Raw genomic sequence first — 15,864 nt, forward strand, 5'->3', positions numbered from 1 at the left:
AGGCTTAGGCGAGCGAGCGGCAACGGGCGTTAATCACCCGTTGCGCGAGAGATAACAGGCGACGAACCAATCACAGCCGAAAACCCTCTCGAAAGCATTCTATTTGCCCTGCGCCAAGAACTGCTGTGCGAGTCGTACCCAGTACGTCGAGCCGATCGGCAACAACTCGTCGTTAAAGTCATAGCTCGCGTTATGCAACATGCACGGACCCGCGCCATGGCCCGAATCTCGGTGCCCTCCATCGCCATTGCCAAGGAACGCGTAACAACCCGGTTTGGCGAGCAACATGAAAGAGAAGTCCTCCGCGCCCATCGTCGGTTCAACCGCGTCGTCGACGTTATCCGCGCCGACAATTTCCTTCATCACCGTCGCTGCAAAGCGGGCCTCTTCGCTGCTGTTAATCGTCGGCGGGTAGTTTCGGTGGAATTGAATATCGACCGAGCAATCGTAGGCCTCGGCAGTGCCCTCCGCGATTTTGCGCATGCGCGCTTCGATCAGATCAAGCGTATCGGTCGTAAACGTCCGCACTGTGCCTGCGATCCACGCATTGTTCGGAACAACATTGACCGCGTCGCCAGCGTGAATCTGGGTGATCGACAGCACGGCGGTGTCGAGCGGCTTCTTGTTCCTCGTGATGATGCTCTGCAGTCCGTTCGCGATCTGCACCGCAGTGAAGACAGGATCGCGGCCATTGTGCGGCAGCGCGGCGTGCGAACCCACGCCTTTGATTTCAATGTGAAACTCGTTGCTCGACGCCATGATCGGACCTTCGGTCACGCCGAAGTGTCCCGCCGGCATGCCCGGCCAGTTATGAATGCCGAACACCGCGTCGACCGGAAATTTCACGAACAGGCCGTCGTCGATCATGGCTTGCGCGCCGGCGCCGCCTTCTTCAGCAGGCTGGAAAATGAATACGATCGTGCCGTCGAATTCGCCATGTTTGACCAGGTGCCGCGCGGCACCGAGCAGCATCGCGGTATGTCCGTCATGGCCGCACGCGTGCATCTTGCCGTCGTTTTTCGACCGATGGTCGAAGCTGTTCAGTTCCTGTATCGGCAGCGCATCCATGTCGGCCCGCAGCCCAATGGAGCGTGAACCATTGCCGCGTTTCAGCACACCGACGACGCCGGTTTTGCCCAACCCTCGATGTGTTTCGATACCCCAGGATTCGAGAGTTCGTGCCACCAGATCGGCCGTCGCCGTTTCTTCGTAACGCAATTCCGGATGGGCATGGATTGTTCGTCGGAGGGTCTGAATTTCGCCGTGAGCGGCTTGGATTTCGGGAATCAGTTTCATGATGGAGTGGTGACGCGTCTGTGCTTTGGCTTGCGTGGAATCGCTCGGGGCCCCATTGGCCCGGGCACGGTAACAACCGATTCTACGCCCAAGGCCTTTTTGGCGGCGCCACGCAGACCAGGCAGCAATTGCCGTAATAGAATCCCGCATCGCTCCACTGCTCACTGCCTTCTTGGACGGATCGCCGATGAATGCCCCGACTGAATTCGCTCGCGCCGTATGCCCGCACGATTGCCCCGACACCTGCGCGATGCGAGTGACGGTCGCAGCCGGACGTGCGATCAAGGTTGTCGCTGATCCTGAGCACCCGCCGACGCAAGGCGCGCTTTGCACCAAGGTCAGCCGCTATGCAGAGCGCGTGCATCATCCGCAAAGATTGACAATGCCGATGAAGCGCGTCGGCCGGAAAGGCGAGGGCCGCTTTGAACCGATCAGTTGGGACGAGGCATTTCAGATCGCTGCTGGCCGTCTCGCGGAGATTGCGCGCCGCGCGCCAGAAGCGATCCTCCCCTACAGCTATGCGGGCACGATGGGTTTAGTTCAGGGCGACAGCATTGCGCAGCGCTTCTTCCACAAGATCGGCGCATCGCAGTTGGACCGTACGATCTGCGCGTCCGCTGGCGCCGCCGGGTTGAAGTACACCTATGGCGCGAGCCTTGGCATGCTCACCGAGTTTTTCGACGAGAGCGAAGTCATCCTCGTCTGGGGCTCCAATCCCGTCGCGTCGAGCCTGCATTTCTGGACACGCGCCCAACAGGCCAAACGCCGCGGCGCACGGCTGATCGCGATCGATCCGTACCGATCGCTGACCGCCGAAAAATGCCATGAGCATATTGCCCTGAAACCCGGCACCGACGGCGCCTTGGCGCTCGGCATGATGAACGTGTTGATCACGGAAAATCTGCTCGATCACGCTTACATCGAGGCCCACACATTAGGTTTTGATGAACTGAAGGCCCGCGCGCTGAATTACCCGCCGTCGCGCGTTGCTGAAATTTGCGGTATTGATGAGCACGTTATCATTGATCTTGCACGACTTTACGGTGGTACTAAAAAGGCCGCAATTCGCATGAACTACGGTCTGCAGCGCGTGCGTGGCGGCGGCAACGCCGTGCGCGCGATTGCCTGTCTGCCGTCGTTGACGGGCGCGTGGCGTGAGAGAGCGGGTGGCGTGCTGCTGTCTTCGGGCGGTTGGGCGCCGGTCGACTCGCACGCATTGCAGCGTCCGGACCTGATGCCGGGCTGGCCGTCCAAGGTGAGCCGCGTCATCAATATGAATACAATCGGCGATGCGTTGCTGCACAAGGGCGACGCCGCGTTCGGCCCTAAAGTCGAAGCGATCGTTGTCTACAACTCGAATCCCGTGGCCGTCGCGCCGGATTCCGAGCGAGTCGCTGCGGGTTTCGCGCGCGAGGATCTGTTCACCATCGTGCTGGAGCACTTCCAGACCGACACCGCCGACTACGCCGATCTGCTCCTGCCCGCGACCACTCAACTCGAACACCTCGACGTCCACAAGTCATACGGCCACACGCACGTGATGGTCAACCTGCCGGCAATCGCACCCGTCGGCGGCGCACTTCCAAACACCGAGATTTTCCGCGGCTTCGCGCGCCATATGGGGCTCGACGAACCGGCACTGTTCGAGAGCGATGAGACCATCGCACAGGCTGCGCTCCGCTGGCAGGACAAAACGCTCGAAGGGGTGGATTGGCAAACGTTGAAGCAAACCGGCTGGGCCCCGCTGAACCTGCCAGACGCGCCTTTTGCGGAAGGCGGCTTCCGAACGCCATCCGGCAAATGCGAGTTCTATAGTGAACGCCTCGCACAGCAGGGACTCGACCCGCTGCCCGACTACCTGCCGCCCTACGAATCCGCCGACGGCGCACCGGAGCTCGCCGCCCGCTACCCGCTTGCGATGATCTCGCCGCCGGCCCGCAACTTCCTGAACAGCACCTTTGTGAACGTGGAAAGCCTGCGTTCGACGGAAGGCGAGCCGCATCTCGACATGCATCCGGCCGACGCTCAATCACGAGACATCGTCGATGGCGCTCAGGTGCGCGTCTTCAACGATCGCGGTTCGATGCAGGCGCGCGTGCGCGTCACGGATAAAGCCCGTGAAGGGCTCGTGGTCGGCCTGTCGATCTGGTGGAAAAAGCTTGCGCCCGACGGCTGCAATGCCAATCAACTCACCAGCCAGGCGCTCACCGATCTGGGCGGCTCGGCAACGTTCTACGACTGCCTGGTCGAAGTCGAACGCGTCTGAAACCCGCTCAGCCATCCCGCAGCGCGCGTCCCTCACGGGTTCGAGGCTGCAGTCTAACCAGGCCGCTTTTCGCGAATAGCACCGAGGTGCCCATGCTACGATGCGTTTTTAGCACGACCATTCGAAAATAAAGGAGGAGACGCTGCATGGACAAAATCTGGCTGAAATCTTATCCGCCCGGCGTTCCCGCAGAGATCGACCCGAGCCGCTATTCGTCGGTGGGAGAACTGCTCGAAGAAGCCTTCCGCGAGCACCGCGCCAAACCGGCGTTCGTCTGCATGGGCAAGGAGATCAGCTACGGCGAGCTAGACGCGCTTTCGCGCAAACTCGCCGCATGGTTTCAGTCGAAGGGCCTGGCCCGCGGCGCGCGCATCGCGATCATGATGCCCAACGTGCTGCAATATCCGGTTGCCATTGCAGCCATCTTGCGTGCGGGCTATGTGGTCGTGAACGTGAACCCGCTCTATACGCCGCGTGAACTCGAGCATCAACTCAAGGACAGCGGAGCGGAAGCGATCATTCTGCTCGAGAACTTCGCGGTCACGCTGCAGGCGATCGTACGCAACACGTCGATCAAGCATGTTGTCGTGGCGGCAATGGGCGACCTGATGGGGATCAAAGGCACGCTGGTGAATTTCGTCGTGCGCAAGGTGAAGAAGATGGTGCCGGCCTGGAGTCTGCCGGGGCACGTCAAATTCAACACCGCCATCGCGGAAGGCGCACGCCAGAATTTCAAAGCGGTCCAGCAAGGCCCTGAAGACGTCGCTTTTCTCCAGTACACGGGCGGAACGACAGGTGTAGCCAAGGGCGCGACGCTGCTGCATCGGAACCTGATCGCCAATGTGTTGCAGTCGGAGATCTGGCTCGATCCGGTTCGCGCGAATCGCACGGATATCGATCAGTTCGTCACCGTCGTTGCGTTGCCGCTGTATCACGTGTTCGCGCTGACCGTGTGCGGGCTGCTGACGATCCGTACCGGTGGCCTCGGCATACTCATTCCGAATCCGCGCGACATTCCGGGCATGATCAAGGCGCTGGAAGGCTATCCGATCACGACGATTCCCGCCGTCAACACGCTGTACAACGCGTTGTTGAACAGCCCGGATTTCCATAAGCTGGATTTTTCGAAGCTGATCGCCGCGAACGGCGGCGGTATGGCGGTGCAGGAAGCCGTCGCCAAACGTTGGTACGAGCAGACGCATACGCCGATCATCGAAGGCTACGGTTTGTCGGAAACGTCGCCGTGCGTGACCTGCAATCCGGTCACCGTCACCGAATACAGCGGAACGATCGGCCTGCCGCTGCCGTCGACGGAAATCTCGATTCGTGACGACGAAGGCAACGAAGTGCCGCTCGGCCAGCCCGGCGAGATTTGCATCCGCGGCCCGCAGGTGATGGCGGGCTACTGGAACCGGCCCGACGAAACCGCGAAAGTGATGACGCCGGACGGTTTCTTCAAATCGGGCGATGTCGGCCTGATGAACGACGGCGGCTTCGTCAAGATCGTCGACCGCAAGAAGGACATGATTCTGGTGTCCGGTTTCAATGTCTATCCGAATGAAATTGAAGACGTGGTCGCCAAGCTGCCGGGCGTGTTCGAGGTTGCCGCGGTCGGTGTGCCGGACCAGCATTCGGGCGAAGCGGTGAAGCTGTTCGTCGTGAAGAAGGATCAGGCGCTCACCGATGCCGACATCTTCGCCTACTGCAAGCAGCAGTTGACCGGCTACAAGCGCCCTAAGATCGTCGAATTCCGCACTGAATTACCGAAGAGCAACGTCGGCAAGATTCTGCGTCGCGAATTGCGCGACGGACGGGCGTAGGCGGAATCGCGCACTGTTCAGGCAGGAAGCCGGCAAGAAGTGGCGAGTAAGCGGAAAAGGCCGGGCAGACGCAAAGTCTGCCCGGCCTTTTCTTTTGCGCAGCCATCGCATCGCGGAACTGTAGTGATCAAGCCCGCCGGTAGCGAGCGCCATAAAAAAAGGCGCCCGAAGGCGCCTTTGAGGCAAACTGCTTTTTTACGACTTATTAGAACTTGTGGCGGATACCGATGCGAGCCGTGAACTGGTTCTGGTTCGACGAACCCGTCAGGCCGTTGATGCCTGCCGTTGCGTCGACCGTAGCACCGGTTGCGGTGATCGTGTCGCCCAGAGCGTGTTGGTACACACCCGTCACGTACACGTCGGTACGCTTGGACAGGAAGTAGTCCACGCCGACTGCGCCTTGGTGGTACTGAGCACGCGAGTTGCCGTTGATTTCCGCGCCGCGCGTGTAGTCATACGCTGCGCCGACCAGCAACGCCGGGGTCAACTGATACTTGAAGTTCAGTTCCGCGTTGTTGAACGTAGCCGACTGGCCCTTGAACGGCGATGCGAACGAAGCGCCCAGGTTGCCGAAGCGGATGTTCGAGTACGTCAAGCCAACCGTTGCTGCGCCGAACGTGTACGCGCCGCCTGCACCGATCACTTGATACGTGTTAGCCGACGTGAAGCCAGCGTAGACCGGCGACGTCACAGCCGCGGCCGGTGCTGCAGCCGTACCGCCGTTGTTGAACAGGCCGCCCGAAGCTGCCGGCGTGCGTGCGTTCAAGTAGCCAACGCCCAAGACCAACGGACCGTTGTTGTAGCCAGCGCCCAACGACCAGATCTGGTTCGACGTGACGTTGCCGGCGATGCCGCCGAAGCTGTAAGTGCCGCCGAACGTCAGGCCGCCGTAGTTTGCGCTCGTGTACTTGACCGTGTTGTTGGTGCGGTACGCGTTGTTGAAGTTGTCGATGTCGCCCGGGTGAGCAGCGATGTAGCCGCCCCATTGGTCGCCGGCTTCCAGCGGACCGACGTAGTCGACGACGGAGTCGTACTGACGACCCAGCGTGACCGTACCGAATTGGCTCGACAGGCCGACGTAAGCTTGACGACCGAACATCAGGCCGCCTTGACCCAGCTTGCCGCTGTTCACGTCAAAGCCGTTTTCGATCACGAAGATGGCCTTCAGACCGCCGCCCAGATCTTCCGTGCCGCGCAGGCCGAAACGCGAGCCTTGCAGAACGCCGCTGGACAGGTTGTACAGGTGCTTGCCACCCGAGTTGGTGTTGATGTTGAAGCCTTCGTCAATGATACCGTACAGGGTCACGCTGCTCTGAGCATGTGCGACGCCTGCGAATGCGCCCAGTGCTGCGAGAGCGAGAAGCGACTTTTTCATCGAATGATCTCCAAGGATTACGAATCTTTTGTACAAGGCAGAATATTTATCTAGCGTTGAGGCCTTGCATGTCCAACTTCGCGAGAAGTTGCACGTAATGTAACAAAAGGCATACATGGCACAAAGAAAAAGGAGCGGGGCGCGAAGGCTCCTGTTTCGTTTACGCAACATGGTCTAAAATCAGAAATTGGCCGCCCGATTCATGCGGTTTGAAGGTTTCCGTGAAGCCGGTTTTGCACTGCAAAGCCTTGTCGAGCGGACCTGGAGGATCGGTGGGGCGGTGGTTGAATGAGGGAGTGCTGAATGTTTCTGGACGAGTTGATTAGCGAGTTTGATCGGGGTTTACGCTCAATGACCGGCGTGTCGCGGATGAGTCGCCCGTTGCCGGTTCCGCAAGAATCCATGGTGACGGAACCGGCGGTCGAACTCTCACCGGCCGAGCGTGCGCACGCGGCTGGCTTGATGCGCGTGAACCACGTCGGCGAGGTCTGCGCCCAGGCGCTCTACCAGGCTCAAAAGCTCGCCACCAAATCGCCGTCCTTGCGGGCTGTGTTCAATCGCGCCGCAATCGAGGAAGAAGATCATCTCGCGTGGACTTCCAAACGTCTCGAAGCGCTCGACTCGCGTCCCAGTCTGCTGAACCCGCTCTGGTATACGGGTGCACTTGCCATCGGCCTCGCGGCAGGGCGCATGGGCGACCGGGTCAGCCTCGGCTTCATGGCCGAGACCGAGCGTCAGGTGGAACTGCATCTCGACAGCCATCTGAACGAACTGCCGGCAGCCGATCACGAGTCGCGTGCCATCGTCGAGCAGATGCGCGTGGACGAAGCGGAACACGGTAAGGCGGCGATGGAAGCCGGCGGCCTCGAGCTACCGTTTCCCGCGCGCGCACTGATGCGCGCCGTGTCGAAAGTCATGACCCGCACCGCCTATTACATATAAGTTAAAGACAGCCGTTCACGCACCTCTCGGAAGTGGGACGGCGCCTCGCGCGCCGTCCGCCTGAAGTACCCGGAAACGCCATCCCACACCCGCCGATCCCGCTTAACGATCTCTTTCATTCCGCGCCTTTCCTCCGCACTTTTCACGTATCACCTTCACAAGCTGTACTAGCTCATTCATTTATAACGGTTTTCCGTTTTATGCGTGACGTGAAGGAGTCGCGCTAAGTCCTTGTTCTAACAAACAAAATTCGCCGGAAAAGCGCGTATCTCCCTTGACCCCTGTTTAGCGTTCCTCTAAAGTGGGAGACAGTGTGAGAAAGTGTATTTTTGTGTGATCTCGCAAGCGGTTTCGGGTAGATTTTCATGGGTCGGGCAGCTGGCGCGCCAATGCGCCAAATGGGGAGAGCGAAGTGTTCCAAGGGGCGTCGGCGCTGACGCTCGATGCGAAAGGGCGGATGTCTATTCCCTCTCGATATCGGGATGCGCTGCAGACACAGGCAGAGGGCCGGGTGACGATCACCAAGCACCCGGACGGCTGCCTGTTGCTCTTTCCGCGCCCGGAGTGGGAGATCTTCCGCGACAAGGTCGACAAGCTGCCTATGAACGCGACCTGGTGGAAGCGCATTTTTCTCGGCAATGCAATGGACGTGGAAATGGACGGCGTAGGGCGCGTGCTCGTGTCGCCGGAATTGCGCACGGCTGGTGGGTTGGAAAAAGAAGTGACCTTGCTCGGCATGGGTCGTCACTTCGAGTTGTGGGATGCACAAACATACGCCGCGAAGGAACAGGCGGCAATGGCCGAGGGCATGCCCGACGCGTTAAAAGATTTCACGTTCTGATCGCGGCTTACATATATGGCACCTGCGATGGGAAACGAATTGCAGCATCGCACGGTGCTGCTGGACGAAGCGGTTCAAGCGCTGGTCACGCGCGCGGACGGCGTGTATGTGGACGGCACGTTCGGGCGCGGTGGGCATAGCCGCCTGGTGCTGGAGAAGCTGGCTGAGTCGGGGCGTCTGATCGCTTTCGACAAAGACCCGCTCGCCATCGCCACGGCGCAGCAGATTGCGGATCCGCGCTTCGGCATCGTGCACGAGAGTTTTGCTTCACTGCGCACCGCGATTGCGGAGCGCGGCGTAGGACGGGTGTCGGGCGTTTTATTGGATCTGGGCATATCGTCGCCGCAAATCGACGATCCGGAGCGGGGTTTCAGCTTCCGCGCCGACGGCCCGCTCGACATGCGGATGGACCCGACGCGCGGCGAATCAGCGGCTGATTGGCTCGCGCGGGCCACGGTGCAGGAATTGACGGAGGTGATACGAGATTATGGGGAAGAACGGTTTGCTTTTCAGATTGCAAAGGCGCTTGTTGCTCGCCGGGCAGAGTCCGACCGTCTTGGGCCTCTCGTCAGCACGGGCGAGCTTGCCCAAATCGTGGCTAACGTCGTCAAAACCCGTGAGAAGGGCAAGGATCCGGCAACCCGCACCTTTCAAGCTATACGGATTCACATCAATCAAGAGCTTGCGGAGCTGCAAGTCGTTTTAGAAGCAGCGTTGTCGCTGTTGGAGCAAGGGGGGCGGCTGGTGGTCATCAGCTTTCATTCGCTCGAGGACCGGATCGTCAAGCGATTCATGCAGGCGCACGCCAGTACGCCCGCGGTGGATCGCCGTCTGCCGATTCGCGCCGTCGATCTGCCGAGCCCTCCGCTCAAAATCATCGGCCGTGTATTCGCGAGCGACGCTGAAGTCGCCGCGAATCCGCGCGCCCGTTCTGCCGTGATGCGTGTGGCGGAGCGGATCGCACCATGAATCGTCTCAACATCTTCCTGCTGATCATCGTGATGGGCTGCGCTTTGTCCGTCGTCAACGCTACCAATCAGCAGCGCCAGATCTTTATCCAGTTGCAGCGCGCTCAATCGCAGGAGCGCCAGCTGCAGCAGGATTACTCGCAGCTTCAATATCAGCAGAGCGCGTTGTCGAAAACGTCGCGCATCGAGACTATCGCCACTGATTCCCTGAAGATGCAATCGGTCACCACCGGCCGCACGCAATACCTCACGCTCGATCCGGGCGCGGCGCGAGCCGAAGATGCACCGATTCCGACTTCCGGCCCGGCATCGGCGCCGGCAGCGACCCGTCGCGGAGGCGTGCGATGAAAAAATCGTCGACTCGCAAGAGCGTGGCTTTTTCGGCCAATCCGATCCTGTCGGTGCGTCTGCCGATGTGGCGTTCGAAACTCGTCGTGTTCCTGCTGTTCATGGCGTTCGTCGCGCTTACCGCGCGCGCCTTCTGGATTCAGGGCCCGGGCAACGCGTTCTATCAGAAGCAGGGTGAAATCCGCTATCAGCGCCGGCTCGAACTGCCGGCCACGCGCGGCAAGATTCTCGACCGCAACGGTCTCGTGCTGGCCACGAGTCTGCCGGTGCGCGCGATCTGGGCGATTCCCGAATCGGTGCCGGACGACCTCGGCGCGGACAAGCTGACGTCGCTCGGCAAACTGCTCGGCATGACTAATAAGGAACTGCGCGCCAAGCTCTCGGAAGACAAGACCTTCGTCTACGTGAAGCGCCAGGTGCCGGTCGACGTCGCCGCAAAAGTCGCCGCGCTGGAGATCCCCGGCATTTACGCGCGCGACGAGTACAAGCGCTTCTATCCGGAAGGCGAGATCACGGCCCACCTGATCGGCTTCACCAATGTGGAAGACGAAGGCCAGGAAGGTGTCGAACTCGGCGACCAGAAGCTGCTCGCCGGCATGTCGGGCAGCCGTCGCGTGATCAAGGACCGCATGGGCCACATCATTGAAGATGTGGACGAGCAGGTCGTGCCGCACAACGGTCAGGACGTGGATCTCTCGATCGACAGCAAGATTCAGTACATCGCCTATACGAACCTGAAGGCGGCCGTCGAGAAATTCAAGGCGAAGGCCGGTGCGGCCATGGTGATCGACGTGCGCACCGGCGAAGTGCTGGCGCTCGTCAACTACCCGACGTACAACCCGAACGACCGTTCCCACCTGACCGGCGATCAGTTGCGCAACCGCATCCTGACCGACACGTTCGAGCCCGGCTCGATCATGAAGCCGTTCACGGTCTCGCTCGCGCTCGATCTGCACCGCGTCACGCCGACTACACTGGTTGATACAGGCGGCGGCCGCTTCGTGCTTGACGGTGCGCCGATTACCGACGACAGCGCGTTCGGCGTGCTGACGGTGGGCGGCGTGATCCAGAAGTCGAGCAACATCGGCGCGACGAAGATCGCCATGCAGCTCAAGCCCGAAGAGATGTGGAACATGTACACCAGCATCGGTCTCGGCCAGGCGCCGAAGGTCGGTTTCCCGGGCGCGGCGGCCGGCCGTCTGCGTCCGTGGAAGGGCTGGCGCCGCATCGAGCAGGCCACCATGTCGTACGGCTATGGTCTGTCGGTGTCGCTGTTCCAGTTGGGCCGCGCTTACACCGCGATCGCCCATGACGGCGAAATCATGCCGGTGTCGATTTTCCGCACGCCTGGCGATCAGCCGGCCACCGGTCCGCAGATCTTCGCGCCGACCACCGCTCGCCAGGTGCGCGCGATGCTCGAAACCGTCACGGCCCCGGGCGGCACGTCGCCGGATGCGGCGGTGCCGGGCTATCGCGTCGGCGGCAAGAGCGGTACGGCGTACAAGCATGGCGCGCACGGCTACGACCACTCCAAATATCGCGCTTCGTTCGTCGGCATGGCGCCGATGCCGAACCCGCGCATCGTCGTCGCCGTTTCGGTCGACGAACCGACGGCGGGCAGCCACTTCGGCGGTCAGGTGTCGGGCCCGGTGTTCTCGAGCATCGTCGGCGATACGCTGCGCTCGTTGAATGTGCCGCCGGACATGCCGGTCAAGCAAATGGTGGTGTCGGACGATTCGGCCCCGGCCGCGCCGACCGCGCCCGCCACGCCGGCCACGGCCAAGAAAATCTCCACCAGTGCCGGCGCGAAGAAGATGACGATTTCTGCGAACGCGAAAAGCCATCCGGGAGTCGTGCGATGAGCATGTTGCGGAAGAAGCATCCCGCACAGCGGCAGATCGCCGACGCCCTCGCCTGGCTGCATGCTCACGTGCAGCCAGGCGCGCATCTGCACGCCGACACGCGCTCGCTCGCGGCCGGCGACGCGTTTTTCGCCTACGCCGTTGATGGCGCGGACAACCGCCCGTTCATCGAGGGCGCCATCGAAAGTGGCGCCGCCGCCGTGCTGGTTCAGCCCGAAGGCTTCAGCGGCGCGATCGATCCGTCGAACACCCTGGCCGTGCCGGCTTTGAACGAACTCGCGGGTTCGATTGCGAGCGGCTGGTACAACGATCCGAGCGACAGCATGCTGACGCTCGGCGTTACCGGCACGAACGGCAAGACCTCGTGCAGCCAGTGGATTTCGGCGGCGCTGACGGCGCTCGGCACGCCCTGCGCGATCATCGGCACGCTCGGCACCGGCTTGCCGGGCCACCTGGTGCACACCGGCTTCACCACGCCCGACGCACCGCAACTGCAGCGCAGTCTCGCGCAGTTGCGCGATGCGGGCGCGCAGGCGGTGGCCATGGAAGTGTCGTCGCACGCGCTGCATCAGGGGCGCGTGAACGGCACGGCGTTTGACATCGCCGTATTCACGAATCTCACGCAAGACCATCTCGACTATCACCACACGTTCGAAGCCTACGAAGCGGCGAAAGCGCGTCTGTTCGCCTGGCCGGAACTGCGCGCAGCCGTGATCAATCGCGACGATGCCGCCGGCCGGCGTTTGCTCGCGAGCACGCAGGGGCACGCACGCACGATCGCATACGGCCTGGACGACACACTGCAAGACGCGCCTCAAGCCGACGCGCTTCTGCTCGCTTCAAACGTGCGCGCCACTGCCACGGGCACGGCGTTCCATCTGAGCACCTCGGATTGGGGCGATGCCGAAGTGGAAGTGCAAACGCTCGGCGCGTTCAACGTGAGCAATCTGCTCGGCGTGCTGGGCGCATTGCTGGCCGCCGACGTCCCGTTCGACGCCGCCGTGGCCGAACTGGCAAAGCTCGAATCGGTGAACGGTCGCATGCAGCGTCTCGGCGGCCGCTTGCAAAACGACGAACCGCTCGTCGTGATCGATTACGCGCACACGCCGGATGCGCTGGAAAAAACACTCGAGGCGTTGCGCCCGATGGCGACCGCGCGCGGCGGCGAACTGATTTGCATGTTCGGCTGCGGCGGCGACCGCGACGCGACCAAGCGTCCGCTGATGGGCGCGATCGCCGAGAAAATCGCCGACGGCGTCGTAGTGACCAGCGACAACCCTCGCAGCGAAGATCCGCAAGCCATCATCGAGCAGATCGCGGCTGGAATGAAAGACGCGTCGAAGGCGCGCCGTATCGAGGACCGCGCGAGCGCGATCCTGCAAGCGATCCGCAGCGCCGCGCGCGAAGACGTCATCGTGCTGGCCGGCAAGGGGCACGAAGCAACACAGGAAATCATGGGCAAGAAACGCGCTTTCTCCGATCAGGACCACGCTCGCCTCGCGCTGGCCGCACGCGCGACGCACGCACGCGGAGGTGGCGAATGACCATGTTCTCGCTGCGTGAAGCCGCCGTGCAGATTGCGGGCGCGACCGTGGTCGGTGACGATACAGTCACGTTCGAACGCGTCTCGACCGACAGCCGCAGCGCGGGCCCCGGCGATCTGTTCGTCGCGATCAAGGGCGACCGCTTCGACGCTCACGACTTTCTGCCGGACGTCGCCGCCCGCAACGTGACGGCCGTTCTCGTCACGCGCACGCCGCAAGACTGGACTGTGCCGGCGCTCAAAGTCACCGACACGCGCGTGGGTCTCGGCGCGCTCGCACGCGGCTGGCGCCGCCAGTTCAGCATGCCGCTCGTCGCCGTGACGGGCAGCAACGGCAAGACCACGGTCAAGGAAATGATCGCGTCGATCTTCGCCGCCGCGGTCGGCGCCGACGCGCGTCTCGCGACCGCAGGCAACTTCAACAACGACATCGGCTTGCCGCTCACGCTGTTCCGTCTGCACGCATCGCATCAACTGGCGGTAGTCGAACTCGGCATGAACCATCCGGGCGAAACCTCGGAGCTCGCGAAAATCGCCGAGCCGACGGTCGCCGTGGTGAACAACGCGCAGCGCGAACATCAGGAATTCATGGCGACGGTCGAAGCCGTCGCGCTCGAACATGCGAGCGTGATTCACGCGCTGTCGCCGGAAGGCGTCGCGGTGTTCCCGGCCGATGACGCCTACGCGAGCATCTGGCGCGTAGCCGCAACCGGCAATCGCATCATGGACTTCGCGCTGAACACCGCCGAGCGCATCACCGAGGCGGCAGTGAGAGGCACGTTCTCCGGCAACGTCCTGAGCATCGATACGCCGGAAGGCCAGCTCGAAGTCACGCTGCAAGTGCTCGGCGACCACAACGCGCACAACGCTTTGGCCGCAACGTCAGCAGCTTTAGCCGCGGGCGTTTCACTCGACGCGATCAAGCGCGGGCTCGAATTGTTCGGCGCGGTGAAGGGACGCTTGCAGGTGAAACAGGCCGTACTCGGCTCGCTCGCCGGCGCCACCGTCATCGACGACACCTACAACGCCAACCCCGATTCGATGCGCGCCGCGATCGACGTGCTCGCCTCACGCGCCGCGCCGCGCGTGCTGGTAATGGGCGACATGGGAGAAGTCGGCGACAACGGTCCGGCATTTCACCGCGAAATCGGCGCATACGCCAAAGAACGCGGTATCGACGCGCTGTACGCAATGGGCGACGCCTCGCGCGACGCCTGCACCGCGTATGGCGCCAACGCGCATCACGTCGCCGACATCGGCACGCTGGTCGCGCAATTGCAGCAGGCCGGTTTCGGTCCTGCCGCAACGCTTCTCGTGAAAGGCTCGCGCTTCATGCAGATGGAGCGCGTGGTGGACGCCGTAACGAGTCCACAACCCAACGCAGCGGGCAGTACGCCCGCCGCACATTGAAATAGAAGGACCGAAGCATGCTACTGGCGCTGGCGCAATGGCTGCAGAATGACGCAAGCTTCTTGCGCGTGTTCAGTTATCTGACTTTCCGTGCGGTGATGGCGACCATCACCGCGCTGCTGATCGGGCTCGTCTGCGGCCCGGCGGTGATTCGCAAGCTGACCGCCATGAAGGTCGGTCAGGCCGTTCGCAAAGACGGCCCGCAAACTCACCTCGTCAAATCCGGCACGCCGACCATGGGCGGCGTGCTGATTCTGCTCGGCATTGCCGTGGCGACGTTGTTGTGGGCCGATCTGACCAATCGCTTTATCTGGATCGTGATGCTTGTCACGTTCGGTTTCGGTGTGATCGGCTGGGTCGACGATTACCGCAAGGTGGTCTACAAGGATCCGCGCGGCATGTCGTCGCGCGAAAAGTATTTCTGGCAGTCGGTGATCGGCCTGTTCGCGGCGGTTTATCTGGCCTTCAGCGTGTCCGAAGCGAGCAACGTGCGCGTGTTCGACCTGTTCATGGCGTGGGTGCGCAGCGGCCTTTCGATGGGCTTGCCGGCGCGCGCCGACCTGATGCTGCCGTTCGTCAAATCGATCAGCTATCCGCTCGGCGTGTGGGGCTTCATCGTGCTGACGTATCTGGTGATCGTCGGCGCGAGCAACGCGGTCAATCTCACCGACGGTCTCGACGGCCTCGTGATCATGCCGGTCGTGCTGGTCGGCGCGTCGCTCGGTGTGTTCGCTTATGTGATGGGCAGCTCGGTCTACTCGAAATACCTGCTGTTTCCGCATATCGCCGGCGCGGGTGAACTGCTGATCTTCTGTTCGGCGATGGGCGGGGCAGGGCTCGCATTCCTCTGGTTCAACACGCACCCGGCGCAGATGTTCATGGGCGACGTCGGCGCGCTCGCGCTCGGTGGCGCGCTCGGCACGGTGGCGGTGATCGTGCGTCAGGAAATCGTGCTCTTCATCATGGGCGGCATTTTCGTCGCGGAAACGCTTTCCGTGATGTTGCAGGTCACCTGGTTCAAATTCACCAAGCGCCGTTTCGGCGAAGGGCGGCGTCTCTTCAAGATGGCGCCGCTGCATCACCATTTCGAATTGTCGGGGTGGAAGGAAACGCAGGTGGTCGTGCGCTTCTGGATCATCACGTTGATGTTGTGTCTCTTTGGTTTGTCCACGCTCAAACTGCGTTAAGCAGCA

The 15,864-nt window shown here is 61.9% G+C and carries 12 protein-coding genes; 10 read left to right on the forward strand and 2 right to left on the reverse strand.

All coding sequences use genetic code 11. The features are described from left to right. Positions 1 to 99: 99 nt before the first annotated feature. A complete protein-coding gene (locus PQR54_RS34965; protein ID WP_408254022.1) occupies positions 100 to 1,296 on the reverse strand; it encodes a M20 aminoacylase family protein in 1,197 nt (398 codons plus the stop codon). Positions 1,297 to 1,483: 187 nt separating this feature from the next. On the opposite strand from PQR54_RS34965, the gene PQR54_RS34970 reads away from it, so the two are divergent. Next, positions 1,484 to 3,562 carry a molybdopterin-containing oxidoreductase family protein gene (locus PQR54_RS34970; RefSeq protein WP_408253806.1) on the forward strand — a complete coding sequence of 693 codons (2,079 nt, stop codon included), beginning with the start codon at positions 1,484 to 1,486 and terminating at the stop codon, positions 3,560 to 3,562. A gap of 146 nt (positions 3,563 to 3,708) precedes the next feature. Then, positions 3,709 to 5,382, forward strand: coding sequence for a long-chain fatty acid--CoA ligase (locus tag PQR54_RS34975; protein WP_408253809.1), 1,674 nt, complete (start codon positions 3,709 to 3,711; stop codon positions 5,380 to 5,382). 205 nt (positions 5,383 to 5,587) lie between these two features. On the opposite strand, the gene PQR54_RS34980 is transcribed toward PQR54_RS34975, so the two are convergent. After that, positions 5,588 to 6,757: a porin gene (locus tag PQR54_RS34980; RefSeq protein ID WP_408253811.1), complete on the reverse strand. Its 1,170-nt coding sequence runs from the start codon at positions 6,755 to 6,757 to the stop codon at positions 5,588 to 5,590. Between the two features lie 303 nt (positions 6,758 to 7,060). Here PQR54_RS34980 and coq7 point away from each other — a divergent pair, with 303 nt between their 5' ends. The 8 genes from coq7 (at position 7,061) to mraY (ending at position 15,858) form a co-directional block, all read left to right on the forward strand. Continuing rightward, on the forward strand, positions 7,061 to 7,699 hold the full coding sequence (gene coq7, locus PQR54_RS34985) for a 2-polyprenyl-3-methyl-6-methoxy-1,4-benzoquinone monooxygenase (RefSeq protein ID WP_408253813.1): 639 nt from the start codon (positions 7,061 to 7,063) through the stop codon (positions 7,697 to 7,699). A gap of 412 nt (positions 7,700 to 8,111) precedes the next feature. Continuing rightward, on the forward strand, positions 8,112 to 8,540 hold the full coding sequence (gene mraZ / locus PQR54_RS34990) for a division/cell wall cluster transcriptional repressor MraZ (protein ID WP_408253815.1): 429 nt from the start codon (positions 8,112 to 8,114) through the stop codon (positions 8,538 to 8,540). A gap of 15 nt (positions 8,541 to 8,555) precedes the next feature. After that, on the forward strand, positions 8,556 to 9,509 hold the full coding sequence (gene rsmH / locus PQR54_RS34995) for a 16S rRNA (cytosine(1402)-N(4))-methyltransferase RsmH (RefSeq protein WP_408253818.1): 954 nt from the start codon (positions 8,556 to 8,558) through the stop codon (positions 9,507 to 9,509). Beyond that, a complete protein-coding gene (gene ftsL, locus PQR54_RS35000; RefSeq protein WP_408253820.1) occupies positions 9,506 to 9,856 on the forward strand; it encodes a cell division protein FtsL in 351 nt (116 codons plus the stop codon). The genes rsmH and ftsL overlap by 4 nt, the downstream gene beginning before the upstream one ends. Beyond that, positions 9,853 to 11,718 carry a peptidoglycan D,D-transpeptidase FtsI family protein gene (locus tag PQR54_RS35005; RefSeq protein ID WP_408253823.1) on the forward strand — a complete coding sequence of 622 codons (1,866 nt, stop codon included), beginning with the start codon at positions 9,853 to 9,855 and terminating at the stop codon, positions 11,716 to 11,718. Before ftsL ends, PQR54_RS35005 begins: the two co-directional genes overlap by 4 nt. Then, complete coding sequence (locus tag PQR54_RS35010; protein WP_408253826.1) at positions 11,715 to 13,262, forward strand: UDP-N-acetylmuramoyl-L-alanyl-D-glutamate--2,6-diaminopimelate ligase; 1,548 nt, start codon at positions 11,715 to 11,717, stop codon at positions 13,260 to 13,262. The genes PQR54_RS35005 and PQR54_RS35010 overlap by 4 nt, the downstream gene beginning before the upstream one ends. Further along, positions 13,259 to 14,671: a UDP-N-acetylmuramoyl-tripeptide--D-alanyl-D-alanine ligase gene (locus PQR54_RS35015; protein WP_408253829.1), complete on the forward strand. Its 1,413-nt coding sequence runs from the start codon at positions 13,259 to 13,261 to the stop codon at positions 14,669 to 14,671. Before PQR54_RS35010 ends, PQR54_RS35015 begins: the two co-directional genes overlap by 4 nt. Positions 14,672 to 14,688: 17 nt before the next feature. After that, positions 14,689 to 15,858 carry a phospho-N-acetylmuramoyl-pentapeptide-transferase gene (mraY, locus tag PQR54_RS35020; protein WP_095418165.1) on the forward strand — a complete coding sequence of 390 codons (1,170 nt, stop codon included), beginning with the start codon at positions 14,689 to 14,691 and terminating at the stop codon, positions 15,856 to 15,858. Positions 15,859 to 15,864: the final 6 nt, after the last annotated feature.

The organism is Paraburkholderia phytofirmans, from assembly GCF_046028095.1.
Classification (GTDB): domain Bacteria; phylum Pseudomonadota; class Gammaproteobacteria; order Burkholderiales; family Burkholderiaceae; genus Paraburkholderia; species Paraburkholderia phytofirmans_A.